General features: G+C 72.2%; 22 protein-coding genes. 13 read left to right on the plus strand and 9 right to left on the minus strand.

Annotation, left to right across the window (positions count from 1 at the left end; genetic code table 11):
• The first annotated feature begins 14 nt into the window (after positions 1-14).
• The gene (locus ACGFMP_RS22985) at positions 15-824 is read left to right on the plus strand and encodes a TIGR00730 family Rossman fold protein (protein WP_393674786.1); all 810 of its coding nucleotides are present in this window, start codon (positions 15-17) and stop codon (positions 822-824) included.
• Positions 825-839: 15 nt separating this feature from the next.
• On the opposite strand, the gene folP is transcribed toward ACGFMP_RS22985, so the two are convergent.
• Positions 840-1652 carry a dihydropteroate synthase gene (gene folP, locus ACGFMP_RS22990; RefSeq protein WP_393674980.1) on the minus strand — a complete coding sequence of 271 codons (813 nt, stop codon included), beginning with the start codon at positions 1650-1652 and terminating at the stop codon, positions 840-842.
• Positions 1653-1793: 141 nt separating this feature from the next.
• Between folP and ACGFMP_RS22995 the strand changes: the two genes are divergently transcribed.
• Both ACGFMP_RS22995 and ACGFMP_RS23000 read left to right on the plus strand, forming a co-directional pair.
• Positions 1794-2171, plus strand: coding sequence for a DivIVA domain-containing protein (locus tag ACGFMP_RS22995; RefSeq protein ID WP_393674788.1), 378 nt, complete (start codon positions 1794-1796; stop codon positions 2169-2171).
• Entirely contained in the window at positions 2158-2748 is a 591-nt protein-coding gene (locus tag ACGFMP_RS23000) for a DNA-3-methyladenine glycosylase I (RefSeq protein ID WP_393674790.1), read from the plus strand. Before ACGFMP_RS22995 ends, ACGFMP_RS23000 begins: the two co-directional genes overlap by 14 nt.
• A gap of 84 nt (positions 2749-2832) precedes the next feature.
• On the opposite strand, the gene ACGFMP_RS23005 is transcribed toward ACGFMP_RS23000, so the two are convergent.
• Complete coding sequence (locus ACGFMP_RS23005; RefSeq protein ID WP_393674792.1) at positions 2833-5613, minus strand: ricin-type beta-trefoil lectin domain protein; 2781 nt, start codon at positions 5611-5613, stop codon at positions 2833-2835.
• Between the two features lie 102 nt (positions 5614-5715).
• Positions 5716-6498: an enoyl-CoA hydratase/isomerase family protein gene (locus ACGFMP_RS23010; RefSeq protein WP_393674794.1), complete on the minus strand. Its 783-nt coding sequence runs from the start codon at positions 6496-6498 to the stop codon at positions 5716-5718.
• A gap of 269 nt (positions 6499-6767) precedes the next feature.
• Between ACGFMP_RS23010 and ACGFMP_RS23015 the strand changes: the two genes are divergently transcribed.
• Positions 6768-6935 carry a DUF3117 domain-containing protein gene (locus ACGFMP_RS23015; protein ID WP_073493047.1) on the plus strand — a complete coding sequence of 56 codons (168 nt, stop codon included), beginning with the start codon at positions 6768-6770 and terminating at the stop codon, positions 6933-6935.
• Between the two features lie 317 nt (positions 6936-7252).
• Here ACGFMP_RS23015 and ACGFMP_RS23020 read toward each other — a convergent pair whose 3' ends face one another.
• Positions 7253-7888, minus strand: a complete 636-nt coding sequence (locus ACGFMP_RS23020; protein WP_393674981.1) for an O-methyltransferase — start codon at positions 7886-7888, stop codon at positions 7253-7255.
• A gap of 213 nt (positions 7889-8101) precedes the next feature.
• Between ACGFMP_RS23020 and sigE the strand changes: the two genes are divergently transcribed.
• The 4 genes from sigE (at position 8102) to ACGFMP_RS23040 (ending at position 11268) form a co-directional block, all read left to right on the plus strand.
• The gene (gene sigE / locus ACGFMP_RS23025) at positions 8102-8866 is read left to right on the plus strand and encodes an RNA polymerase sigma factor SigE (protein WP_393674796.1); all 765 of its coding nucleotides are present in this window, start codon (positions 8102-8104) and stop codon (positions 8864-8866) included.
• The gene (locus ACGFMP_RS23030) at positions 8863-9882 is read left to right on the plus strand and encodes a zf-HC2 domain-containing protein (protein WP_393674798.1); all 1020 of its coding nucleotides are present in this window, start codon (positions 8863-8865) and stop codon (positions 9880-9882) included. Before sigE ends, ACGFMP_RS23030 begins: the two co-directional genes overlap by 4 nt.
• A gap of 128 nt (positions 9883-10010) precedes the next feature.
• A complete protein-coding gene (locus ACGFMP_RS23035; protein ID WP_393674800.1) occupies positions 10011-10481 on the plus strand; it encodes a sec-independent translocase in 471 nt (156 codons plus the stop codon).
• A 172-nt stretch (positions 10482-10653) separates the two neighbouring features.
• On the plus strand, positions 10654-11268 hold the full coding sequence (locus tag ACGFMP_RS23040) for a hypothetical protein (protein WP_393674802.1): 615 nt from the start codon (positions 10654-10656) through the stop codon (positions 11266-11268).
• Positions 11269-11345: 77 nt separating this feature from the next.
• Here the strand turns inward: ACGFMP_RS23040 and ACGFMP_RS23045 are convergent, their stop codons facing one another.
• Genes ACGFMP_RS23045 through ACGFMP_RS23055 form a run of 3 tightly spaced genes read right to left on the minus strand, consistent with a single transcriptional unit; the run spans position 11346 to position 14447 of the window.
• Positions 11346-12521, minus strand: a complete 1176-nt coding sequence (locus ACGFMP_RS23045; RefSeq protein ID WP_393674804.1) for an Mrp/NBP35 family ATP-binding protein — start codon at positions 12519-12521, stop codon at positions 11346-11348.
• Between the two features lie 32 nt (positions 12522-12553).
• Entirely contained in the window at positions 12554-13129 is a 576-nt protein-coding gene (locus ACGFMP_RS23050) for a DUF1003 domain-containing protein (protein WP_393674806.1), read from the minus strand.
• Positions 13119-14447 carry a magnesium transporter MgtE N-terminal domain-containing protein gene (locus tag ACGFMP_RS23055; RefSeq protein WP_393674808.1) on the minus strand — a complete coding sequence of 443 codons (1329 nt, stop codon included), beginning with the start codon at positions 14445-14447 and terminating at the stop codon, positions 13119-13121. The genes ACGFMP_RS23050 and ACGFMP_RS23055 overlap by 11 nt, the downstream gene beginning before the upstream one ends.
• Before the next feature lie 140 nt (positions 14448-14587).
• Here ACGFMP_RS23055 and ACGFMP_RS23060 point away from each other — a divergent pair, with 140 nt between their 5' ends.
• On the plus strand, positions 14588-15340 hold the full coding sequence (locus ACGFMP_RS23060; protein ID WP_393674810.1) for a hypothetical protein: 753 nt from the start codon (positions 14588-14590) through the stop codon (positions 15338-15340).
• 3 nt (positions 15341-15343) lie between these two features.
• On the opposite strand, the gene ACGFMP_RS23065 is transcribed toward ACGFMP_RS23060, so the two are convergent.
• Positions 15344-15850, minus strand: a complete 507-nt coding sequence (locus tag ACGFMP_RS23065; RefSeq protein WP_393674812.1) for a hypothetical protein — start codon at positions 15848-15850, stop codon at positions 15344-15346.
• Between the two features lie 135 nt (positions 15851-15985).
• Between ACGFMP_RS23065 and ACGFMP_RS23070 the strand changes: the two genes are divergently transcribed.
• Positions 15986-16936 carry a DMT family transporter gene (locus ACGFMP_RS23070; protein WP_393674814.1) on the plus strand — a complete coding sequence of 317 codons (951 nt, stop codon included), beginning with the start codon at positions 15986-15988 and terminating at the stop codon, positions 16934-16936.
• Between the two features lie 29 nt (positions 16937-16965).
• Here ACGFMP_RS23070 and ACGFMP_RS23075 read toward each other — a convergent pair whose 3' ends face one another.
• Positions 16966-18102 (minus strand): magnesium and cobalt transport protein CorA, encoded by a 1137-nt coding sequence (locus ACGFMP_RS23075; RefSeq protein WP_393674816.1) that lies wholly within the window; start codon positions 18100-18102, stop codon positions 16966-16968.
• Between the two features lie 383 nt (positions 18103-18485).
• Between ACGFMP_RS23075 and ACGFMP_RS23080 the strand changes: the two genes are divergently transcribed.
• From ACGFMP_RS23080 to ACGFMP_RS23090, 3 genes are all read left to right on the plus strand, one after another.
• The gene (locus ACGFMP_RS23080; protein ID WP_393674818.1) at positions 18486-19076 is read left to right on the plus strand and encodes a suppressor of fused domain protein; all 591 of its coding nucleotides are present in this window, start codon (positions 18486-18488) and stop codon (positions 19074-19076) included.
• Between the two features lie 179 nt (positions 19077-19255).
• Positions 19256-19894, plus strand: a complete 639-nt coding sequence (locus ACGFMP_RS23085) for a DUF6758 family protein (protein ID WP_205048648.1) — start codon at positions 19256-19258, stop codon at positions 19892-19894.
• An 87-nt stretch (positions 19895-19981) separates the two neighbouring features.
• A complete protein-coding gene (locus ACGFMP_RS23090; protein ID WP_393674819.1) occupies positions 19982-20833 on the plus strand; it encodes a PHP domain-containing protein in 852 nt (283 codons plus the stop codon).
• The last annotated feature ends 66 nt before the right edge of the window (positions 20834-20899 follow it).

Here is a 20899-nt window from a genome sequence, read left to right on the forward strand (position 1 = left end):
CGTAGGCTGCCGATATGACAGAAGCACGAGGCGTCCCGGAAGACGCCCAGGAGGCCGCGGCCGCGGCTAATGCGGCCGCGGAGGAGCTGCCGTACGGCAAGGGCTGGCCGGAGCGGCACACAGGACCGGTCGTGCGGCGCCGCGGCCAGGTACAGACCGGCACCACGGACCAGCGGCTGCTGGACAGCCACGGCCCGTCCGATTGGGTGCACGGCGACCCGTGGCGGGTCATGCGCATCCAGTCCGAGTTCGTCGAGGGCTTCGGCGCGCTGGCCGAGCTGGGCCCCGCGGTGAGCGTCTTCGGCTCGGCCCGCACCCCGGTCGACTCGCGGGAGTACGAGGCCGGGGTACGGATCGGCCGCGCGCTGACCGAGGCCGGCTTCGCGGTGATCACCGGTGGCGGCCCCGGCGCGATGGAGGCCGCCAACAAGGGCGCCCTGGAGGCCGGCGGGGTGTCGGTGGGCCTCGGAATCGAGCTGCCCTTCGAGCAGGGCCTGAACCACTACGTCGACATCGGTGTGAACTTCCGCTACTTCTTCGTCCGCAAGACGATGTTCGTCAAGTACGCCCGCGGTTTCGTCGTCCTGCCCGGCGGCTTCGGCACCCTGGACGAGCTCTTCGAGGCGCTGACCCTCGTCCAGACCAAGAAGGTCACCCGCTTCCCGATCGTGCTGTTCGGCAGCGAGTACTGGGGCGGTCTCGTGCAGTGGATCCGCGGCAGCCTGGTCGCCGAGGGCAAGGCGTCGGCCGCCGACCTGGAGCTCTTCCACGTCACGGACGACGTCGACGAAGCGGTCGAGCGGGTCACCAAGGAGAGTGCCTGACCCGGCCGACCCGGCTCACGCCAGTCCGCGGCGGGCGACCGCGGGCGGGCGGTGGCCGGCGATCGAGGCGACCATGTCCAGCACCTGCCGGGTCTCGGCGACCTCGTGGACCCGGTAGACCCGGGCGCCGAGCCACGCCGAGACCGCCGTGGTGGCGAGGGTGCCGATCAGCCGCTCCTTGACCGGGCGGTCCAGCGTCTCGCCGACGAAGTCCTTGTTCGACAGCGACACCAGCACCGGCCAGCCCGTCGCCGTCATCTCCGGCAGCCGGCGGGTCGCCTCAAGGGAGTGCCGGGTGTTCTTGCCGAAGTCGTGCCCCGGATCGATCATGATCGCGTCCCTGCGCACCCCGAGCTCCGCCGCCCGCTCGGCGAGCCCGCAGGTCACCCGCAGGATGTCCTCCATCACGTCCTCGTAGCCGACCCGGTGCGGGCGGGTGCGCGGCTGCGCGCCCCCCGCGTGGGTGCAGACCAGGCCCACATCGTGCCGGGCGGCCACCTCGGCGAGTTTGGGGTCGACCCCGCCCCACGCGTCGTTGAGCAGGTCCGCGCCCGCCGCGCAGACCGCTTCGCCGACCTCGTGCCGCCAGGTGTCGACGCTGATCACCACGTCGGGGTGGCGGCGCCGCACCTCGCCGACGAAGGCGGCCGTACGGCGGATCTCCTCGGCGGCCGACACCTCGGCGCCGGGACCCGCCTTCACCCCGCCGATGTCGATGATCGCGGCGCCCTCCGCGACCGCCTGCGCCACCCGTTCGAGGGCGGGCTCGTCGGTGAAGGTGGCGCCCTGGTCGTAGAACGAATCGGGCGTACGGTTGACGATCGCCATGATCACCGGCTCCCGCTCGCCGAATTCCCGGGTACCCAGCCGAAGTGCCACTGCCGCTCCTCATCTCAGACTCATGCGATCGTGGCACGATCGTGCCTGACATGTACGGCAGGCCCTGAGGCCGGACTCCGGGAGATCGACTTGTTCTGGTTCATGCTCATCGCGCTGGTAGCGGTGGTCGCCGCGGTGGCGATGGCCGTACTCGGCGAAGGCGGCCCGCTGCGGGACGCGGGCACCGACCGCTTGTACGACCGGCTGCCCGCCGACAGGCCGCTGATCCGCTCCGACATCGACGCGCTCCGCCTGCCGGTGGCGGTACGCGGCTACCGCATGCTCGAGGTCGACGAGGTCCTCGACCGGCTCGGCGCCGAGCTCGCCGAGCGGGACGCCTGGATCGCCGAGCTGGAGTCCTCGCTCGACGGGGTGCCCGCGGGCGGCCCGCGGATGTCCCTGGCGAAGGAGGAGGAGCCGCCCGGCGCCGCCCCTGACGCGCAGGACCAGGGGCGTGCCGGTGAGTGAGGACGGCGGCCCCGTCGTCGGCGAGGACGGCCTCGCACGCTGCCCCTGGGGGCTCTCCACCCCGGACTACGTGGCCTACCACGACCACGAGTGGGGCCGGCCCGTCCACGGCGACGACGCGCTCTTCGAGCGGGTGTGCCTGGAGGCCTTCCAGTCCGGTCTCTCCTGGATCACGATCCTGCGCCGCAGGGAGACCTTCAGGGCCGCCTTCAAGGGCTTCGAGATCGACGCGGTGGCCTCCTTCACCGACGTCGACCGGGAACGGCTGCTCGCCGACCCCGGGATCATCCGCAACCGTGCGAAGGTCGACGCGTCCATCGCCAACGCCGTCGCGGCGCGGGCGCTGCGGGACGAGGGCGGGCTCGACGCGCTCGTGTGGTCCTTCGCCCCCGACCCCGCGACCCGCCCCGCGCCCAGGACCGTCGCCGAGGTCCCGGCGATCACGCCGGAGTCCAAGGCCCTCGCCAAGGCGCTCAAATCCCACGGCTTCCGCTTCGTGGGCCCCACCACTGCGCACGCCCTGATGCAGGCGTGCGGCCTGGTCAACGACCACCTGGCCGGCTGCTTCGCCCGCTGAGCCGCACATGGTGCGGCCCGCCGCGCAGGGCGTGAGCACCTGCGCGGCGGGCCGGTCGGGGGGTGGGAGCGCAAACGCGACCGGTCAGGCGCGGTTCCACCGCTGGTTGCCGGCCCCGGTGCAGGTGGAGATCACCAGGGCGGTGCTGTTGGCCGTACCGCCGTCCTTGGCGTCCAGGCACTTGCCGGTCGCAGCCTGGACGACCTCGCCGTCGCCGCGGACCGTCCACTGCTGGCTGCTGCCGTGCGTGCAGTCGGTGATCTGGACGGGGGTGCCGTCCGCGGTTCCCGCGTCGACCACGTCGAGGCACTTGGTGTCGAAGACCGACAGCTGGTTGGACTCGGTGGACGTCCAGGTCTGGTTGGTGGCGTAGTTGCAGTCCCACAGCGCGGGCCTGGTGCCGTTGGCCTGGTTGGCGGCCGGCACGTCGACGCAGCGGCCGGAGTCGGCGCCCTTGAAGACGCCGGCGGTGCTGCCCCTGGCCCACGTCTGGGCGCCGCTGCCGGTGCACTTGCCGAGCACCAGCAGGGCGCCGTCGGCGACGGCCTGGTCCTGCACGGTCAGGCAGGTGCCGGAAGCGGCCGACACGACCGTGCCGTCGGCCTTGACGGTCCACTGCTGGGCAACGCTGCCGTCGCAGCCGTCGATCTCGACAGGGGTGCCGTCGGCGGTGCCTCCGCCGGCGGTTCCCATGCACTTGTCGCCGTAGACCATGAGCTGCTTCGACGGGGTGACCGACCAGCCCTGGTTCGCGCCGCCGTTGCAGTCCCAGATGCCCAGCTGGGTGCCGTTGTCCGAACTGAACCTCGGGACCTCGGCGCACAGACCCGAGCCCTGGCCCTTGAGGATGCCGCCGATGGTGCCGGGGTCGTTGGCGGTGATCGACAGGTTGTCGAACTGGTCGGTCTGGTAGCCGACGACCCCGATGCCCGCCTGGCCGGCGCCGTAGGTGTGGTCGTGGGTGACGCCCAGGGTGTGCCCGTCGGCGGTGGCGGTGATCTGGTCACCGGAGAAGCCGAGCGAGAGGGTGTGCCAGCTGCCGGTGCCGAGCGCGGTCGTCGTGCCCTTGATCAGGGTGGTCAGGGTGCCGCCCGAGCTGCTGCTGCGCGCCACCGACCAGGCGCCGGTGTCGCTGATCCGCAGCTGGTAGGCGTCTTGGTGGCTCTGCGGCCGCTTCTGGATGCCGGCGCGGCCGAGCAGGGTCACCGTGCCGGCCTGCCGCAGGTCGACGTCGGTGGTCACCGTGTAGTCCGACCAGCTCGGGTCGCCGATCAGCGAGAAGGCGTCCGAGTCGTCCTGCCATTCGATCGGCTTGACCGGCGCGACCTGCTGCACGCACTTGCCCTTGCCGCCGTCCGCGCACGGCTCGACCTCGTAGGAGCCCTGCATGTCGGACAGGTACCGCGCCTCGGTGTCGACCGCGTAGGAGTTGAAGTTGTCCTTGTAGGGCAGCGGCAGCGGGTGCGCGGCCGGCGGGGTGGCCGAGCCCTTGCCCTGGCCCTTGGTGGTGGTGACGGTGTAGACGTAGCCGGGCAGCAGGGTCAGCGAGTAGGCGCCCTTCTTGACCGGGATGTCCTGGGTGTGGACCAGGTTGGTGGACGAGCTGGGGTTGTTCACCGCGGTCGCCCACACGTGCACCTTGCCGCTGTCCGGCAGCCCGCCCTTGACGTCGAAGGTGACGTCCTGCGGGGCCGTGGCGGTGGTGGTCTCCAGGATCGCGGAGTAGTCCTTGTTCTTCGCCGACTTCAGCGTCACGTAGGTGCCGTTGGTCTCGGCGCCGCCGAGGTAGCCGGACGCGGAGTCGATGAACTGCCAGCCGGGCTCGGTGAACTGGGTGACCTGGGCGGTGGCCCAGGTGCTCGTGCCGATCTGGTAGTTGCCGGACCACGGCGAGCCGGCGGTCGCCAGGCCGACCGTGTTGTACGGCAGGTTGGGGTAGATCGCCGCGATCAGCGGCCAGTTGAAGTAGCTGGTCATCCGCGCGTCGATGTAGCCGCGGGTGATGGCCCTGATCAGCGCCGGGGCGCCGGTGTTCATGTCCTGCGAGCCGTTCTCGCTGTCCCACAGCGGCTTGCCGTTGCTCTGCGCGGCGGACGAGCTGGAGCAGGTGTCGGCGTTGCCGCCGTCACCGCCCTCGCACGAGTAGTGGGCGCCGATGATCGACACCGCGTCGTTGAACGCCGGGTCCTTGGCCATGTCGTCCGCGACGCCCCAGCCGCTGTCGTCGGCGACCAGCTGGATCTTCTTGTAGCCGTGCGCGTCGAGGGCCGCACGCAGCTGCACGTACCAGTCGGCGTCGTGGCCGCGTTCGTTCCAGCCGCCGAGGTAGCTGATGTCCAGGTCGTGCTGCTTGGCGCAGTCCAGCCAGGAGATCAGGTAGTCGATGGTGTCGCTGGACCAGAAGCCGCCCTGGATCCAGCCCGGCGCCGCCCACGCGAGCCCGTACAGGCCGATCTTCGGGTTGCGTGCCTTGGCCTGCTCGGCGAGCCAGAACTCGTATCCGGCGTTGCAGTTGATCTGGCCCTTGACGTGCTCGATCGACGGCTCCGAGCCGTCGGTGGAGTTCGCGTCGCCGCCGATCTCCAGCTTGAGCAGCTGGAGGTTCGCCCCGTAGCCGGGCTTGAACATGTAGTCCAGGATCTGCTTCTGCTGGGCCTTGGGGTAGTCGGTCAGCAGGCGGGAGTTGCCGCCGCCGCCGCTGATCGCCCCGATGCCGTCGAAGATCCTGCCGCCCTGCCCGTGACTGCCGTCCACGGTGATGGACGTCGCGGTCGGCGCCGCCTGTGCGGTACCGCTGCCGGCCGCCATCACGGAGGCGATCAGCGCCAGCACCCACAAGGGCGCAAGTTTCCATACGCGTGCCACTGCCGACACCCTTCATCGGAGGATGGCGCACAGTGTGTTGTTCTGTTTGATTATCGGTCAAGACTTCGCGCAAAAAAACACAGAAGTCGACATGAGTGACCGTCAGCGGCCCTCGTAGCGCGGCGGCCGCTTGGCCAGGAAGGCTGCCACCGCCTCCCGGTGGTCGGCCGAGGCGCCCGCGGCGGACTGCAGCTCCGCCTCCCGTGCGAGGGCGTCCGGCAGGGAGTGGGCCGCGGAGAAGGCCAGGGCCTCCTTGACGGCGGCGTACGCGACGGTCGGCCCTGATGCCAGGCGCCGGGCCACCGCGAGCGCCTCGGCCGGGAGGTCGGCGGCCGGGACGACCCGGTTCGCGATCCCGAGTTCCGCCGCCTCGGCCGCCGGCACCGCGCGGGGGAAGAGCAGCAGGTCCGCGGCGCGCGAGTGCCCGACGAGGCGGGGCAGCGTCCAGGACACCCCCGAGTCGGCCGACAGCGCGACCCCGGCGAAGGACGTGTTGAACGACGCCGTGTCCGCGACCACGCGCAGGTCCGCGGCGAAGGCGAAGCCGGCACCGGCGCCCGCCGCGACCCCGTTCACCCCCGCGACCACCGGCTTCGGCATCGTTGCGATGGCCAGCGTGATCGGGTTGTAGTGCTCGGCGACCGTGGTCATGCCGCCGCCCGCCTCCAGGGTCGCCACATGCTCCTTGAGGTCCTGGCCCACGCAGAAGGCGCGCCCGTTGCCGGTCAGCAGCACCGCCCTGACCGCCGGGTCGTCGCCGGCCGACCGAAGGGCGTCCCGCAGTGCCCCCTTCGTGCCGGTGTCGAGGGCGTTCATCGCCTCCGGGCGGTTCAGGGTGACGGTGGCGAGCCCGTCTGCCACCTCGTACAGCACGCTGTCGGCCATGGCGGTAACCCCTTCGTCGCGGCAACGGTCCTGGCCAGGATGCCGGACCCACGGGGCGGAGGTCATGTGACCTACGTCAAGTGTTTCGAGGCGCCGCCGACGCCCGCACAACCGCCCCGGTGCGGGCCCGGCGCCGAATTGACAGGTTTTGCCGGTGTCGATTGTGGAACGGAGTGCCACCGCTGTTGGTCATCGGGCAGGTGGATGCGGGATAATGGCCGAGAACCAATGTGTTCGAGTCCGAGCTGGTTTCAGGAAGGGGAACGAGCATGGCGGCCATGAAGCCGCGGACGGGTGACGGCCCGCTCGAGGTGACCAAGGAGGGGCGGAGCATTATTATGCGCGTTCCGCTTGAGGGCGGCGGGCGGCTTGTTGTCGAGCTGACCCCGGACGAGGCGGATGCCCTCGGCGATGCGTTGAAGAAGGCCATCGTCTGAGACCAGCGGTCCCCTGACATCGTCGCGGCCACGCACCCACCGTGCGTGGCCGCGCCCCTTTTTTGCGCCGGCTCGCCTCCGGGCGCTTGTGGTCCGGTGTCGACGGTCGATCATGCTCGGTCCCTCTTCCCCGTGGCTTCGCCCGGGGGCCCTTGGGACCTCCGCGTGTTCTCCCTTTCGACGCCGGCGCGCCCTTCGGCTCGCCGGCTTTGTCTGCGCCGGCCTGTCTGCGGGCGCTTGTGGTCCGGTGTTGACGGTCGATCATGCTCGGTCCCTCTTCCCCGTGGCTTCGCCCGCGGGCCCCTGGGGCCTCCGGGCTACGGGAGGCGGACGGCGCAGAGGAGGCCGTCCTCGGTGGGGAGCAGCACCGGGGCGAGGCGCGTGCTGTCGCGTACCGCCCGCAGGAGTTCGCGCAGGGTCAGCGACTCCGGGTCCTGGTGGGCGGCGTCCAGCGCGCGGCCCTGGGCGAAGGTGCCCTCGAAGCAGACGACGCCGCCGGGGCGCAGCAGCCGCAGGGACTCGTCCAGGTAGTCGAGGTACTCGAGCCGGTCGCCGTCGCAGAAGACCAGGTCGTAGGCGCCGTCGGTGAGCCGGGGCAGGACGTCGAGGGCGGCGCCCGGGATGAAGCGGGAGCGGTTCGCGGCGAAGCCGGCCTCGCGGTAGGCCTGGCGGGCCAGCTGCTGGCGGTCGGGCTCGGTGTCGACACTGGTCAGCACCCCGTCGTGGCGCATGCCGCGCAGCAGGTGGATGCCGGAGACGCCGGTGCCGGTGCCGATCTCGACCACGTACTTGGCGTTGCCCGCGGCGGCCATCAGCCGCAGCGCCGCGCCTGTGCCGGGGGAGACGGGCCGCAGCCCGGACGCGTGCGAGCGGGCCCTCGCGCGTATGAGGGCGTCGTCCTCGGCGACGAAAGCGTCGGCGAACGCCCAGCTCGCCTGCCGGTTGCCGGTAATGGCCCTCTCCTCGTAGCCGACTGTGCCCGATGACCGTCCGGTGACCGTGTGCGGCCCCGCCCGGGCGACTGTATCCGTTGGGCTGGGGAACCCGCTGATGGGACTGTGCGTTAGGCACTACGAAGGCGCAAGGGCGGGAGTCCGCACCAGCGGAGCGGGTTCCCGGCCCGGAGGCAGCACTGCATTTATCCGGAGCTAACGGGCGAGGTGGATATGGTAGAGGCTCTACTGGACACCACCAGAGCCGACAGGGGAGGTGCGGCTGCGGCCGGTGACCGGAAGGTGCTTCTGCGCTTTCGACGGTCGGCCGGACAGCCGAAATCCGTGACCAAGACTGCTGATGACAGTTCACGCGACAACGACTCCTCGACCGCGACATTCGCCACCGACGGGGACCCTCAGGCGTGGACGCCTCCCTCCTGGGAGGAGATCGTCAGTACGCACAGTGCCCGGGTGTACCGGCTGGCCTACCGGCTGACCGGCAACCAGCACGACGCGGAGGACCTCACCCAGGAGGTCTTCGTGCGGGTCTTCCGCTCCCTGTCCACGTACACGCCCGGCACCTTCGAGGGCTGGCTGCACCGCATCACCACGAACCTGTTCCTCGACATGGTGCGGCGCCGCCAGCGCATCCGGTTCGACGCCCTCGGGGACGACGCGGCAGAGCGGCTGCCCAGCCGCGAACCGTCCCCCGCGCAGCACTTCAACGACACCCACTTCGACGCGGACGTCCAGCAGGCGCTGGACACCCTCGCCCCGGAGTTCAGGGCCGCCGTGGTGCTGTGCGACATCGAGGGGCTGTCGTACGAGGAGATCGCGGCGACGCTCGGCGTGAAGCTGGGCACGGTGCGGAGCCGGATCCACCGGGGTCGCTCCCACCTGCGCAAGGCTCTGGAGCACCGGGCGCCCGGCGCCCGGCCGGTTCCCGCTTTCGCTGCCGTCGTACCCGAACCTGGCCTGGAGGGCGGGAGAGCGTGAGCAGCAGCGGTTCCGGCGGGCAGCGGGCGCAGCGGATCGCGCCCGCAGAACAGCACCTGGGCGACCGGCTCGCGGCGTTCGTCGACGGCGAGCTCGCCGACGACGCCCGCGAGCGGGTCCAGGCGCACCTGGCGACCTGTCCGCAGTGCAAGGCGGCCGCCACCGAGCAGCGGCGGCTCAAGAGCGTGGTGGCGGCCTCCGAGCTGCCCGCCATCTCGGCGGGCCTGCTCGCCAGGCTCCAGGGTCTCGGCGGCTGCGGCCCCAAGGACGGCGGTGACGACGGGCGCGGGCCCGGCATCGACGGCAGGGCGGTCCTCGACGGCCATGACGTGCACGAGGTCCCGCAGGGCGGCAGGCGCGGCCCCTTCGACGGCGGGCTGCTCGGCTCCGGCGTCTTCGGTTCCGGCGGCCGTCGGCAGCTGTCCTACCTCGCCCCGGCTCCCGACCTGGTCGCGCCGGGCGACGGCAAGGGCGCCCGCGGCTTCCGCATCCACGAACTCGCCCGCACCCTCACGGGGGACCAGCCCGACGGCCGGAGCCCGCTGGACGGCCCCGCCGGCCGCGTCCCGGCCACCGCCGGCCCCGCCGCCCCGGCCGCGGGACAGGCCTCACGCGGCCGGCGCTTCGCCTTCGCCGCCGCGGGCGCGTTCTCGATGGCCGCCATCGCCATCGGCGGCGCGCTGCCGATGGAGGCGGGCGTCGACGGCAGCGCCCACCCGGACGACGGTCCCGCGGTCACCCCCTTCAGCGCCGCCAACTCCATCACCGACACCCACGGCACCACGCCGCGCGACCTGCTGGACGCGCGCGAGGAGCGGCGGCTGCGACAGGTCGGTGTGCCGTCGCCGTCGGCGCTCGCGGTGGCGTCCTCCGTGGCGTCGGTCACGTCGGTGGCCCTGAGCAGCCCCCGGGCGACCCCCGGCGCGCTCCCGGCCGACGCGTTCGACCCCGCTCCGGCACCGGTGCTGAACGGCTCGGTCGGCACCCTGGGGCGCAGCTCCGGGGCGCTGCGCTGAGACGGGACCTTCACCGTGCGGCGACGTAGTGTTGGCCGCAGCCACTCCCGCTCCGCCCGCGCGGGCAGGTAACGTAAAGGCCGCCGGACCCAGCCCTCCCGGCTGCGGACGTCCCAAGGAGCTGCAAGGTGTTCTTCGACATAGGCCCGCTTGAGCTGGTCGCGCTCGTGGTCCTTGCCGTGCTCGTCTTCGGACCCGACAAGCTGCCGAAGGTCATCCAGGACACGATGGCCTTCATCCGCAAGGTGCGGGAGTTCTCCGACAGCGCCAAGGAGGACATCCGGCGGGAACTCGGTCCCGAGTTCAAGGACTTCGAGTTCGAGGACCTGAATCCGAAGACGTTCATCCGCAAGAACCTGATGAGCGACGAGGACGAGTACGGCCTCAAGGAGCTGCGGGACCTCGGCAGCAGCCTGGACCTGCGCAAGGAGATGGCGGAGGTCACGGACGCCGTGAACGGCGTGGAGACCGCCGCCCCCGCCGCCGCCCGTACGAGCAGTGCCGCCGGCGCGAAGGGGCCGAGCACGCCGGACCGGCTGCGCAAGCGCGAGCAGCTGGACGACGACGAGCCGCCGCCGTTCGACGCCGACGCCACCTGAACCGTCCTCCCGGGACAGGTCACGAAGTCAACCGGATCAGGGTTTTTCGCCCGATCGAGTGATCATTGTCCCTGTGTTCGCCGTCACCCCGCGCCGTTTCTGCCCCCTAACCCACCCAGGGTCGGGCAAGATGGCGAGTCGCCCAGAAGGGCAATGAGGAGGCGCGACCCAAATGGAGACGAAGACCGGTTCGGCACAGGGGGCGGTCGACGGCTACTTGATGGCCGACTTCCCGTGGTATGGGCTGGACGAGGCGTTCACCGGACGCCGCTGGCTGCACACGGTCGGGGCGAGCGGAGACGGCACGGTCGAATACGGCTCGATAGGGCATGGTGACGAGCCCACGCTCAAGGCCGACCCCGCCGACGAGTCGCTGCGGTTCGCGGTGGTCATGACGGTGGCTCAGCGCCCCGGGCGGCGCACCGCGGACGGCACGGGGCTGCTGGAGGCCACCTCGGTCTCCTCCGCGGCCTGGCTGGCGGGCTCCGGCCTGCTCGCCTGCACCTGGCCCACGACGATGGAGCGGGCGCTCCGGCAGGACTGGCTCGACCAGCAGACCGCGACGGCCTGGGAGCTCGCCGACGACCTGGAGGGATCCGGCTGGGCCGCGCTGACCTTGCCGGTCGACGGCGAACCGACCCCCTTCCACTACCGGGAGTCCGAGTACGGCTGGGTCCTGGCCGGTTCGGCCAGCGGCGTCCACGTCGGTGCCTTCGGACGCGGCATGAGCGCCTACGGGCTGGCCCTGGCGGTCATCCCCGACATCCGCGCGTACGACGGCGCGTAGCGTCCCCGCTTCCCGCCGCTGAAGAAACGCTCATCCCCCGTGCCGGGGGGTGAGCGTTCCTCGGTGGCGGGCCCCGTTCAGAACTTGTTGCGCGGGGTGATGCCCAGGGAGAGGCCCGACAGGCCCCTGGCCCGGGTGCTGAGCTTGGCGGCGATGCCGCGCAGGGCGGTGCCGGCGGGGGAGTCGGGGTGGGCGATGGCCACCGGGCGGCCGTCGTCGCCGCCCTCGCGCAGCCGGATGTCGATCGGGATGCGGCCCAGCACGGGCACCGTGGCACCCGTCGTACGGGTCAGGCCCTCGGCGACCCGCTCGCCGCCGCCGGTGCCGAAGACGTCGACGATCTCGTCGCAGTGCGGGCACGGCATGCCGGACATGTTCTCGACGACGCCGACGATCTTCTGGTGGGTCTGCACCGCGATCGACCCGGCGCGTTCCGCGACCTCCGCGGCGGCCTGCTGCGGGGTGGTCACCACCAGGATCTCCGCGTTCGGCACCAGCTGGGCCACCGAGATCGCGATGTCGCCGGTGCCGGGCGGCAGGTCGAGCAGCAGCACGTCCAGGTCGCCCCAGTAGACGTCGGCGAGGAACTGCTGGAGCGCGCGGTGGAGCATCGGGCCGCGCCACACCACCGGGGCGTTGCCCGGGGTGAACATCCCGATCGAGATGACCTTCACGCCGTTCGCCGACGGCGGCATGATCATGTTCTCGACCTGGGTGGGCCGCCCCTCCGCGCCGAGCATGCGCGGCACGCTGTGCCCGTAGATGTCCGCGTCGACCACGCCGACCTTGAGGCCGTCGGCGGCCATCGCCGCGGCCAGGTTGACCGTCACCGAGGACTTGCCGACACCGCCCTTGCCCGAGGCGACCGCGTAGACCCGGGTCAGCGAGCCCGGCTGTGCGAACGGGATCTCCTTCTCGGCCTGGCCGCCGCGCAGCGTCGTCGCCAGCTCGCGGCGCTGCTCGTCGCTCATCACGTCCAGCGTGACCTGGACCGAGGTGACCCCGGGAACGCCCGTCACGGCCGTTGTGACGCGCTCGGTGATCGTGTCCCGCATGGGACAGCCGGACACCGTCAGATAGACGCTGACGGCGACCGTGCCGTCCTCGGCGATGTCCACCGATTTGACCATGCCGAGGTCGGTGATCGGCTTGTGGATCTCCGGGTCGTTCACCGTGCCGAGCGCGGCGCGCACGGCCTCGTCGGTCGGTGTGGCGGTCGGCGTCGTGCCCGAGCCGTACGTGGTGGTAGCCATACGTTGATGGTACGGCGGCGCCCGCGGGCCGATCAGCGCCCCCGGCCGTCGCCTTCGTCACCCCGCGCCGGCTTCGCGGTGCGGTCCTCGATCTCCTTGAGCAGGTCCTGGAGCTCCGACCTGATCCAGTCCCGGGTGGCGACCTCGCCGAGGTTCACCCGCAGCGCCGCGACCTCCCTGGTCAGGTACTCGGTGTCGGCGATGCTGCGCTCGTTCTGCTTGCGGTCCTGTTCGAGGTTGACCCGGTCGCGGTCGTCCTGCCTGTTCTGCGCCAGCAGGATCAGCGGGGCCGCGTAGGACGCCTGGAGCGAGAGCATCAGGGTCAGGAAGATGAACGGGTAGTGGTCGAACTGCATCTGCCGCGGCGCGAAGATGTTCCACAGCACCCAGACGACGATGGTGATCGTCATCCACACGATGAAGCGCCCGGTGCCGAGGAAGCGGGCGATCCGCTCGGAGAACCTGCCGAACTCCTCGGGGTCGTAGGTGGGCAGCCACCTGCGGCGGGACGCGCGCGGCTGGTCCAGCCGCACCCGGTGGCGGGGCGCCGCGGTGGCGCCCGCGGGGTGCCGGACCGACGCGGTGCGCTCGCGGTCGTCAGCGGCCATCGGCGGGCTCCGTCACGTGCCGGACGTGATCCGTGCTCTGCAGCTCGGTCTCCCGCCAGTCCTCCGGCAGCAGGTGATCGAGCACGTCGTCCACGGTGACCGCGCCGAGCAGCGACCCGCCCGCGTCCACCACCGGCGCCGAGATCATGTTGTACGTGGCCAGGAAGCTGGTCACCGAGGGCAGCGCGGTGGTCGGGGACAGCGGCTGGAGGTCGGTGTCCACGATCGAGCCCAGCAGCGTGAAGGGCGGGTCGCGCAGCAGCCGCTGGAAGTGCACCAGGCCGAGGTACTTGCCGGTCGGCGTCTCGTCCGGCGGCCGGCACACGTAGACCTGCGCGGCGAGCGCCGGCGACAGGTCGGGGTTGCGGATCCTGGCCAGCGCGTCGGCGACGGTCGCGTCAGGGCGCAGCACGATCGGCTCGGTCGTCATCAGCCCGCCGGCCGTCCGCTCCTCGTACGACAGCAGCCGCCGTACACCCGCCGCGTCCTGCGGCTGCATCAGGGTGAGCAGCCGCTCCTGCTCCTCCGCGGGCAGCTCGGCCAGCAGGTCGGCCGCGTCGTCGGGGTCCATCGCCTCCAGGACGTCGGCGGCCCGCTCCTTCTTGAGCTTGCTGAGGATCTCGACCTGGTCGTCGTCCGGCAGCTCCTCCAGCACGTCGGCGAGCCGGTCGTCGTCGAGCGCGGCGGCGACCTCGCCGCGGCGCTTGGGCGACAGGTGGTGCAGGACGTTCGCCAGGTCGGCGGGGCGCAGCTGCTCGAAGGTCGCCACCAGGTTCTCCGCGCCCTGGCCGTCCTCGGCCAGCCGGAAGCCGGTGACCGCCGACCAGTCGACGGTCAGCGTCTCGCCCTTGCGGCGCAGGGCGCCGCTCTTGCCGCGCCGGATGAAGACCTTGTCGATCTCCCAGTCGCGGCGCGCGGGCAGCTGCACCATCGACACGTCGAGCACGGTGACCTCCTCGCCCGCGTCCTCGCCCGTGGTGGCGCCCGTGGGGCCGCCGTGCGGCAGCCAGCGCAGCCTGCGGTCAAGCAGCTCGCCCAGCACCAGGGTCTCGGTGGGCCGCTGCTCGAAGCGGCGCATGTTGAGCACCCCCGTGGTGATCACCTGCCCGGACTCGACGCCGGTCACCCGGGTCATCGGCAGGAAGATCCGCCGCCTGCTGACCACCTCGACGACGAGGCCGAGCACCCGCGGCGGCCGGCCGCCGACCCGCAGCATCACCACGACGTCGCGCACCCGCCCGACCTGGTCGCCGTGGGGGTCGAAGACGGCGACGCCGGAGAGGTGCGACACGAACACCCGTGGGGCGCCTGCGACCATCAGGGCCTCCTCGGGGCTCTCGTCCTCGCTCGCCAGGCTACTCCGGGCCGATCTTGCCCGCCCGCGGGGTGCTCCCCGGGGGTACGCTGCGGTAGCTTCTGGCACGCCCGCAGCCGCCGTCTCCGAGGGGTCGAGTCCACGTGTATCACGGTCGCAGGACCGCCGCCGCCGTCCTCACCGCCCTCGCCTGCACCCCGCTGCTGACCGGCTGCCTGGGCCTGGGCGACGACCCGGACGCCGGTACGAACGGCGTCGCCAAGCTGCCGGCGCCGACCATCGAGCAGAAGGCGAGCGCCGCCGCCCAGGCCGCCCCGACCGTTCGGCTCACCGGCACCGTCGTCAGCAACGGCCAGACCTACCGCCTCGACATGCGGCTGCGCGGCAACGGCGGGGTCGGCGAGGTCACCACCAAGGGCGACACCTTCCAGCTGCTGCGGGTCGGCGACGACCTCTACCTCAAGGCGGCGGCCGACTTCTACGGCACCGGCGACGACAAGGACAGCCAGGCGGCGGCCGCCAAGCTCAACGGCAAATACGTCAAGGTCCCGCCGGGCGACCCCGCCTACAAGCAGTTCAGCGGCTTCACCGACAAGAAGGTGCTGCTCGCCGACCTCTTCGTGCTCGACGGCACGCTCGACGTCGGCGACCACCGCAAGGTCGGCGACACCAAGACGATCGAGTTGACCGGCTCCAAGGGCGGCAGCCTCGACGTCTCCCTCAAGGGCACCCCCTATCCGCTGCGCTACCAGCGGGCAGGCAACGCGGGCACCCTGACGCTGGTGGACTGGGGCGAGGACTTCACGCTCGCGCCGCCGTCCAAGTCGGAGGTCGTCGACTACGGCAAGTCCGTCGGCGCGACCCCCGCGCCGACGTCGTCCGCCAAAGCAAAGTAGCGCTCAGGCCCGCGACCGGCGGCGGGCCAGCAGCCGGGGAAGGCCGGCCGGCATCGGCTCCCGGGTGGTGGCCGTCGTCGGCAGCGGCACCGCGGCGCCGGACCCGTCAGGCATCGCGCCCGGGTGCTCGGCCGGCTCGCCCTCGGGGACCAGCCGGAAGAGCGCGCACTCGCGGGCCCAGCGGTCGGTCACCGTGTCGGCGTCCGCGGAGTTCAGCCGCTTCGTGCGGAGCTCGGCGACCGCCGCCGACCACGGCTCCGAAGCGGGGGCGAGCAGCGCGGCGCGGCCCTGCCAGCCGACCAGCCGGCCGCCCTTGTCCTTGCTGCGCACGGTCACCGAGGCGGTGGCGCCGTCGGCGAGCCCGGCGGGCACCGGCTGCTCGGTGGGGCCGCCGCACAGCACGTGCATCGCCCCGTCGATCCAGGCATGCCACACCGCCTGGCCGTTCACCCAGACCAGGCCGGACTTTTTGGTGGCCTCCTCGATGAGGGCGGCGTGCTCGCTCGTCATGGGCCCACCCTAAGGGCTGTCCCGTGGTCCCCCGCGGGGGAACGACAGGTGCTCGGGGCGCCCATGGGCCTTACTCTGGTGGGCGCCACGTCCGTACCCGTCGTACGTACGCCGTCCCGCACCCCCAGGAGTCCCGTGACCGCCCCGCAGAGCACCTCCGCCGCGCTGCCGGCCGCGGGCACCCCGGCCGCGGCGGGCCCCGGCGAGGCGCCGGCGTCGCGCAGCACCGACTTCACGCTGCTCGCCGTCGCCGTGGCGGGCGTGTCCATGTCGGCGCCGCTGATCGCCGCCACCACCGCCCCCGCGCTGGCCATCGCCTTCTGGCGCAACGCCATGGCCGTCGGGGTGCTCAGCCCGGTCGCCCTGTGGCGGCACCGCGGCGAGCTGCGCCGGATGGGCCGCAGGGCGCTGACCCTGTCCGGCCTGGCCGGCGTGGTGCTCGCCCTGCACTTCGGGCTGTGGCTGCCCAGCCTCACCATGACGTCGGTCGCCACCTCGACCGCGCTGGTCACCACCACCCCGATCTGGACCACCCTGATCCTGCGGCTGCGCGGCCACCGGCCGCCCGGCCTGGTGTGGGCGGGCACCGCGCTCGCCGTGGTCGGGGTGCTGATCCTCACCGGCATCGACATGTCCACCGACACCCGCGCCCTGGCGGGCGACGCGCTCGCGCTCGCCGCGGGCCTCGCGGCCGCCGTCTACATGCTGCTCGGGGCCGAGGTGCGGCGTACCGCGACGACGACCGCGTACACCTACGTCTGCTACTCGACCACCGCCGTGGCGCTGCTCGGCGCCTGCCTGGTCTCGGGCTCCGCGCTCGGCGGCTACGACGGGAAGACCTGGCTGAAGATCGCCGCCCTGACCGTCGTCGCCCAGCTGCTCGGGCACTCGCTGCTCAACCGGGTGGTACGCGGCCTCGGCCCGTCGACCACCTCGACCGCGATCCTGCTCGAGACCCCAGGTGCGGCCCTGATCGCCGCGCTGTGGCTGGGCCAGACGCCGCCCGCCGCCGCGTATCCGGCGCTCGGCGTGATCCTCGCGGGCCTTGCCCTGGTGATCCTCGCCGACCGCAGGAAGCGCGTGTGAGCCCGGTGGCCCGCGCCTGAACGCGGGGCCTACAGCCAGCCGTTGTGGCGGAAGCCGCGGTGGATGGTGTAGCAGATGACCAGGATCGAGGCCAGCACCGCCGGATAGCCGTACTCCCAGTGGAGCTCCGGCATGTGGTCGAAGTTCATGCCGTACACGCCGGTGATCATGGTCGGGACGGCCAGGATCGCCGCCCAGGCGGTGATCTTGCGCATGTCCTCGTTCTGCACCACGGTGGCCTGCGCCAGGTTGGCCTGCAGGATCGAGTTCAGCAGGTCGTCGAAGCCGGTGACCTGCTCGTGGACCCGGGCGACATGGTCGGCGACGTCGCGGAAGTACTTCTGGATCTCCGGGTCGATCAGCCGCATCGGCCGCTCGCCGAGCAGCTGCATCGGCCGCAGCAGCGGGGAGACCGCCCGCTTGAACTCCAGCACCTCCCGCTTGAGCTGGTAGATCCGGCCCGCGTCACCGCCGCGTGAGGACTTGCCGGGCTCGGCGGAGAAGACGTCGATCTCCACCTCGTCGATGTCGTCCTGCACCGCGTCGGAGACCGCGAGGTAGTCGTCCACGACCTGGTCGGCGATGGCGTGCAGGACCGCGGAGGGGCCCTTGGCCAGCAGCTCGGGGTCGTCCTCGAGGCGGTGCCGCAGCGCGCGCAGCGAGCCGTGGCCGCCGTGCCGCACGGTGATCACGAAATACCGGCCGGTGAAGACCATCACCTCGCCGGACTCCACCACCTCGCTGGTCGCGGTCAGCTCCGCGTGCTCGACGTAGCGGATCGTCTTGAAGACGGTGAAAAGCGAGTTGTCGTAGCGCTCCAGCTTCGGCCGCTGGTGCGCGTGCACCGCGTCCTCGACGGCCAGCGGGTGCAGGCCGAACTCCTGGGCGATGCCCGCGAACTCCTGCTCGGTCGGCTCGTGCAGGCCGATCCACACGAAGCCGTCGCTGCCGTCGCAGTGCTCCGAGGCCCGCCCGGCCCGCACCGTCTCCAGCGCGTCGCGCAGCCCGACCCTGTCGGTGCAGCGGACCCCGTCGCGGTAGACCGCACAGTCCACGACCGCGCTGCTGCCGGTGATCGCGTCCCGCGTCGGGCCGTAGTCGTAGGACGCGGGGGACTTGCGCAGCGCGGGACGCACGACTGCGCGAAGATCACGGATCATCGACATGGCAAGCTCCTTCACGGACTGGCCGACGGCATCACGCCGCACTGAACTGGAATGCTGCTGCTGTTGATCAGGATTCGGTGATCACGAGGCAGTTCAGGGCGCTCTTCCCGAGCGGGTACTTTCCGCGGGCAGGCCGTGGCAGGCCGCGTTTCACGGCCTGGAGGCCGGGTAAGGAACGCGGGGGCTCAGCGGTATCAGACTGCGTGCGCGGCGGCGAGGGAAGAGCGGCCGGTACTGCACGGTCGACTAGGATCCATGTCAGTCCCCACCTCCTCCGGCCGTTCCCCGCTGGGGGATGACGTACGCGAACGCCCCACCTTAGCAAGCCCGGGTGGCCGCGATACCGCGGTCGGCGCGATCCTTACGCGTTCTATGCTCGCCGCATGGGTGAAATCCTGGCACTGGTCGAGGCACGGCTGCGGTCGGCCTTCGGCGAGCCCGACGCCCGCGCGGCCGTCACCTTCGTCGGCGCCGAGCGCATCGAGGTGCTCCGCTACGTCCAGGGCGACCTGCTGCGATACGCCACCCTCGGGATGTCGGCCCAACCCATGGCCGACCCGGTCGCGGTGCACGCCGACCCGCTGCGCGGGCCGCGCGCGGAAGTCGTCCTCACCGTGCGGGCCGGCCGCGCGGACACCGCCGCGGTGCTGCGGCCACTCGCCGTCTTCGCGGCGTCCCCGCAGGTCGAGGGTGTCGTACTGGCCCCGGGCAACGCGCTGGACGTCGGTGCGCCGCTGTGGCCGGGGGCGCCCTTCACCTCGGTCCTTGTCGCCGAACCCGGCGGGCTCGTGGACGACCTCCCGCTGCCCGAGCCCAGCGACCCGGTCCGCTTCTTCCCGCTGCTCCCGATGACCCCGAACGAGGCGGCCTTCAAGCGGGCCCGCGGCGCCGACGCGCTGCGCGAGCTCTGGCTCTCCCACGGCACCGACCTCCGCGACCCGCTGCGCGGCGGTGTGCCCCTGACCCCCGCGTAGGGGCGGACCCCGGTTTCCTTCCGCCTGGGGCGGTCGCCGGGTGCGCCCCGCAAGAGGTTGGCCATCGCAACTGGTGCACCCTGCATCGATCCGGACCTGCGGCGGAACGGCGGAAGGTGTCCCTCCGGACGGGTGATCGTCCTTGACGCGGGCACGGTGTGGGAGGACCGTGGGGATTTATGAGGGGCGAACCCAGTTGCCCGAAGTGCGGTGGCAGGGTCAGGGCGCCCGGCCTCTTCGCCGACTCCTGGCAATGCGATGTGCACGGCACCGTGTACCCGCTCCAGCCCGTCGTGCCGCCGAGCGTCGAAGGCCTCGGAGTGGTCGTCCACCGGGCGCAGGTGCCGGTGTGGATGCCGTGGCCGCTGCCCGTGGGCTGGCTCTTCTCGGGTGTGGCGGCGGCCGGCGACGACCGCAGCGGCGGCCGGGCCACCGCCGTGGCCTGCTCGGGGCCCGGACCCTTCGGCGGACCCGGCGAGCTGATGCTGATCGCCGAGGAGCTAGGCGTCGGGCTCGGCGCGCGCTACGCCGGGATCGACGGCCCCGACCCGGGCCCGAACATGTGCGTGAACAAACCTCCGCACGCCAAGGTGCTCGCCGCCGGCCGCCCCACCGCCCTGTGGCACGTCGGCGGCGCCCCCGACGACCGCGTGGTCTTCGCGGGCGAGGCCCGCGGGCTGTGGCTGTGGGCCATCGTCTGGCCCGAGGAGACAGGGCTGCTGATGTACGACGAGCTCGTCCTCACCGACCTGCGGGACGCCGGCGCCGAGGTCGATCTGCTGCCCTGCGGTGCGCTGACCCCCAGGCTGCTGGCCTGAGCCGCTGAAGTCCTGGGAATCGCAGGTCCGGGCGGGCGCTATCCTTGACTTCGCCCCCTGTCCGCGCCGCCCTCAGGAGCCAGTGCCGTGCGCATCGACCTGCACACCCACTCCACGGCGTCCGACGGCACCGACACCCCCGCGGAACTGGTGCGCAATGCCGCCGCGGCCGGGCTCGACGTGGTGGCACTCACCGACCACGACACCGTCGGCGGCTACGCGGCGGCCACCGCGGCCCTGGACGGCACCGCCCTGACCCTGGTCACCGGCGCAGAGCTGTCCTGCCGTGTCGACGGCATCGGCATGCACATGCTGGCCTACCTCTTCGACCCCGCGGAGCCGCAGCTCCACGACGCGCGCGAGCTCGTACGCGACGGCCGGGTGCCGCGCGCCCGCGGGATGGTCGACAAGCTCCAGGCCCTGGGTGTGCCCGTCACCTGGGAGATGGTCGAGCGGATCGCCGGTGACGGCTCGGTCGGCCGGCCGCACATCGCCACGGCGATGGTGGAGCTCGGCGTCGTGGGCAGCGTCTCGGACGCCTTCACCGCGGACTGGCTCGCCAACGACGGGCGCGCGTACGTCGAGAAGCAGGAGTTCGACCCCTTCGAGGCGGTGCGCCTCGTCAAGGCGGCGGGCGGCGTCACCGTCTTCGCCCACCCGGGCGCGCACAAGCGCGGGGAGACGGTGCCGGACGAGGTCATCGCGGCGCTCGGCGCCGCCGGGCTCGACGGGCTCGAGGTCGACCACGTCGACCACGACGCCCCCACCCGGGAGCGGCTGCGCGGGCTCGCGCGGGACCTGGGGCTGCTGGCGACGGGCTCCTCCGACTACCACGGGTCCCGCAAGACCGTCGCGCTCGGCGAGTGCGTCACCGACCCGGAGGTCTTCGCGCGGATCGCCGCCCGGGCGACCGGTGCGGTACCGGTCTCCGCGCTCTAGCCACCGCCCGGACCGCCTCCTCGCGGAGCGCCGCCACCAGGGGCGGCGTGTCCGCCCACGACTGAC

This window comes from Streptomyces sp. NPDC049040 (assembly GCF_043197715.1).
GTDB lineage: Bacteria > Actinomycetota > Actinomycetes > Streptomycetales > Streptomycetaceae > Actinacidiphila.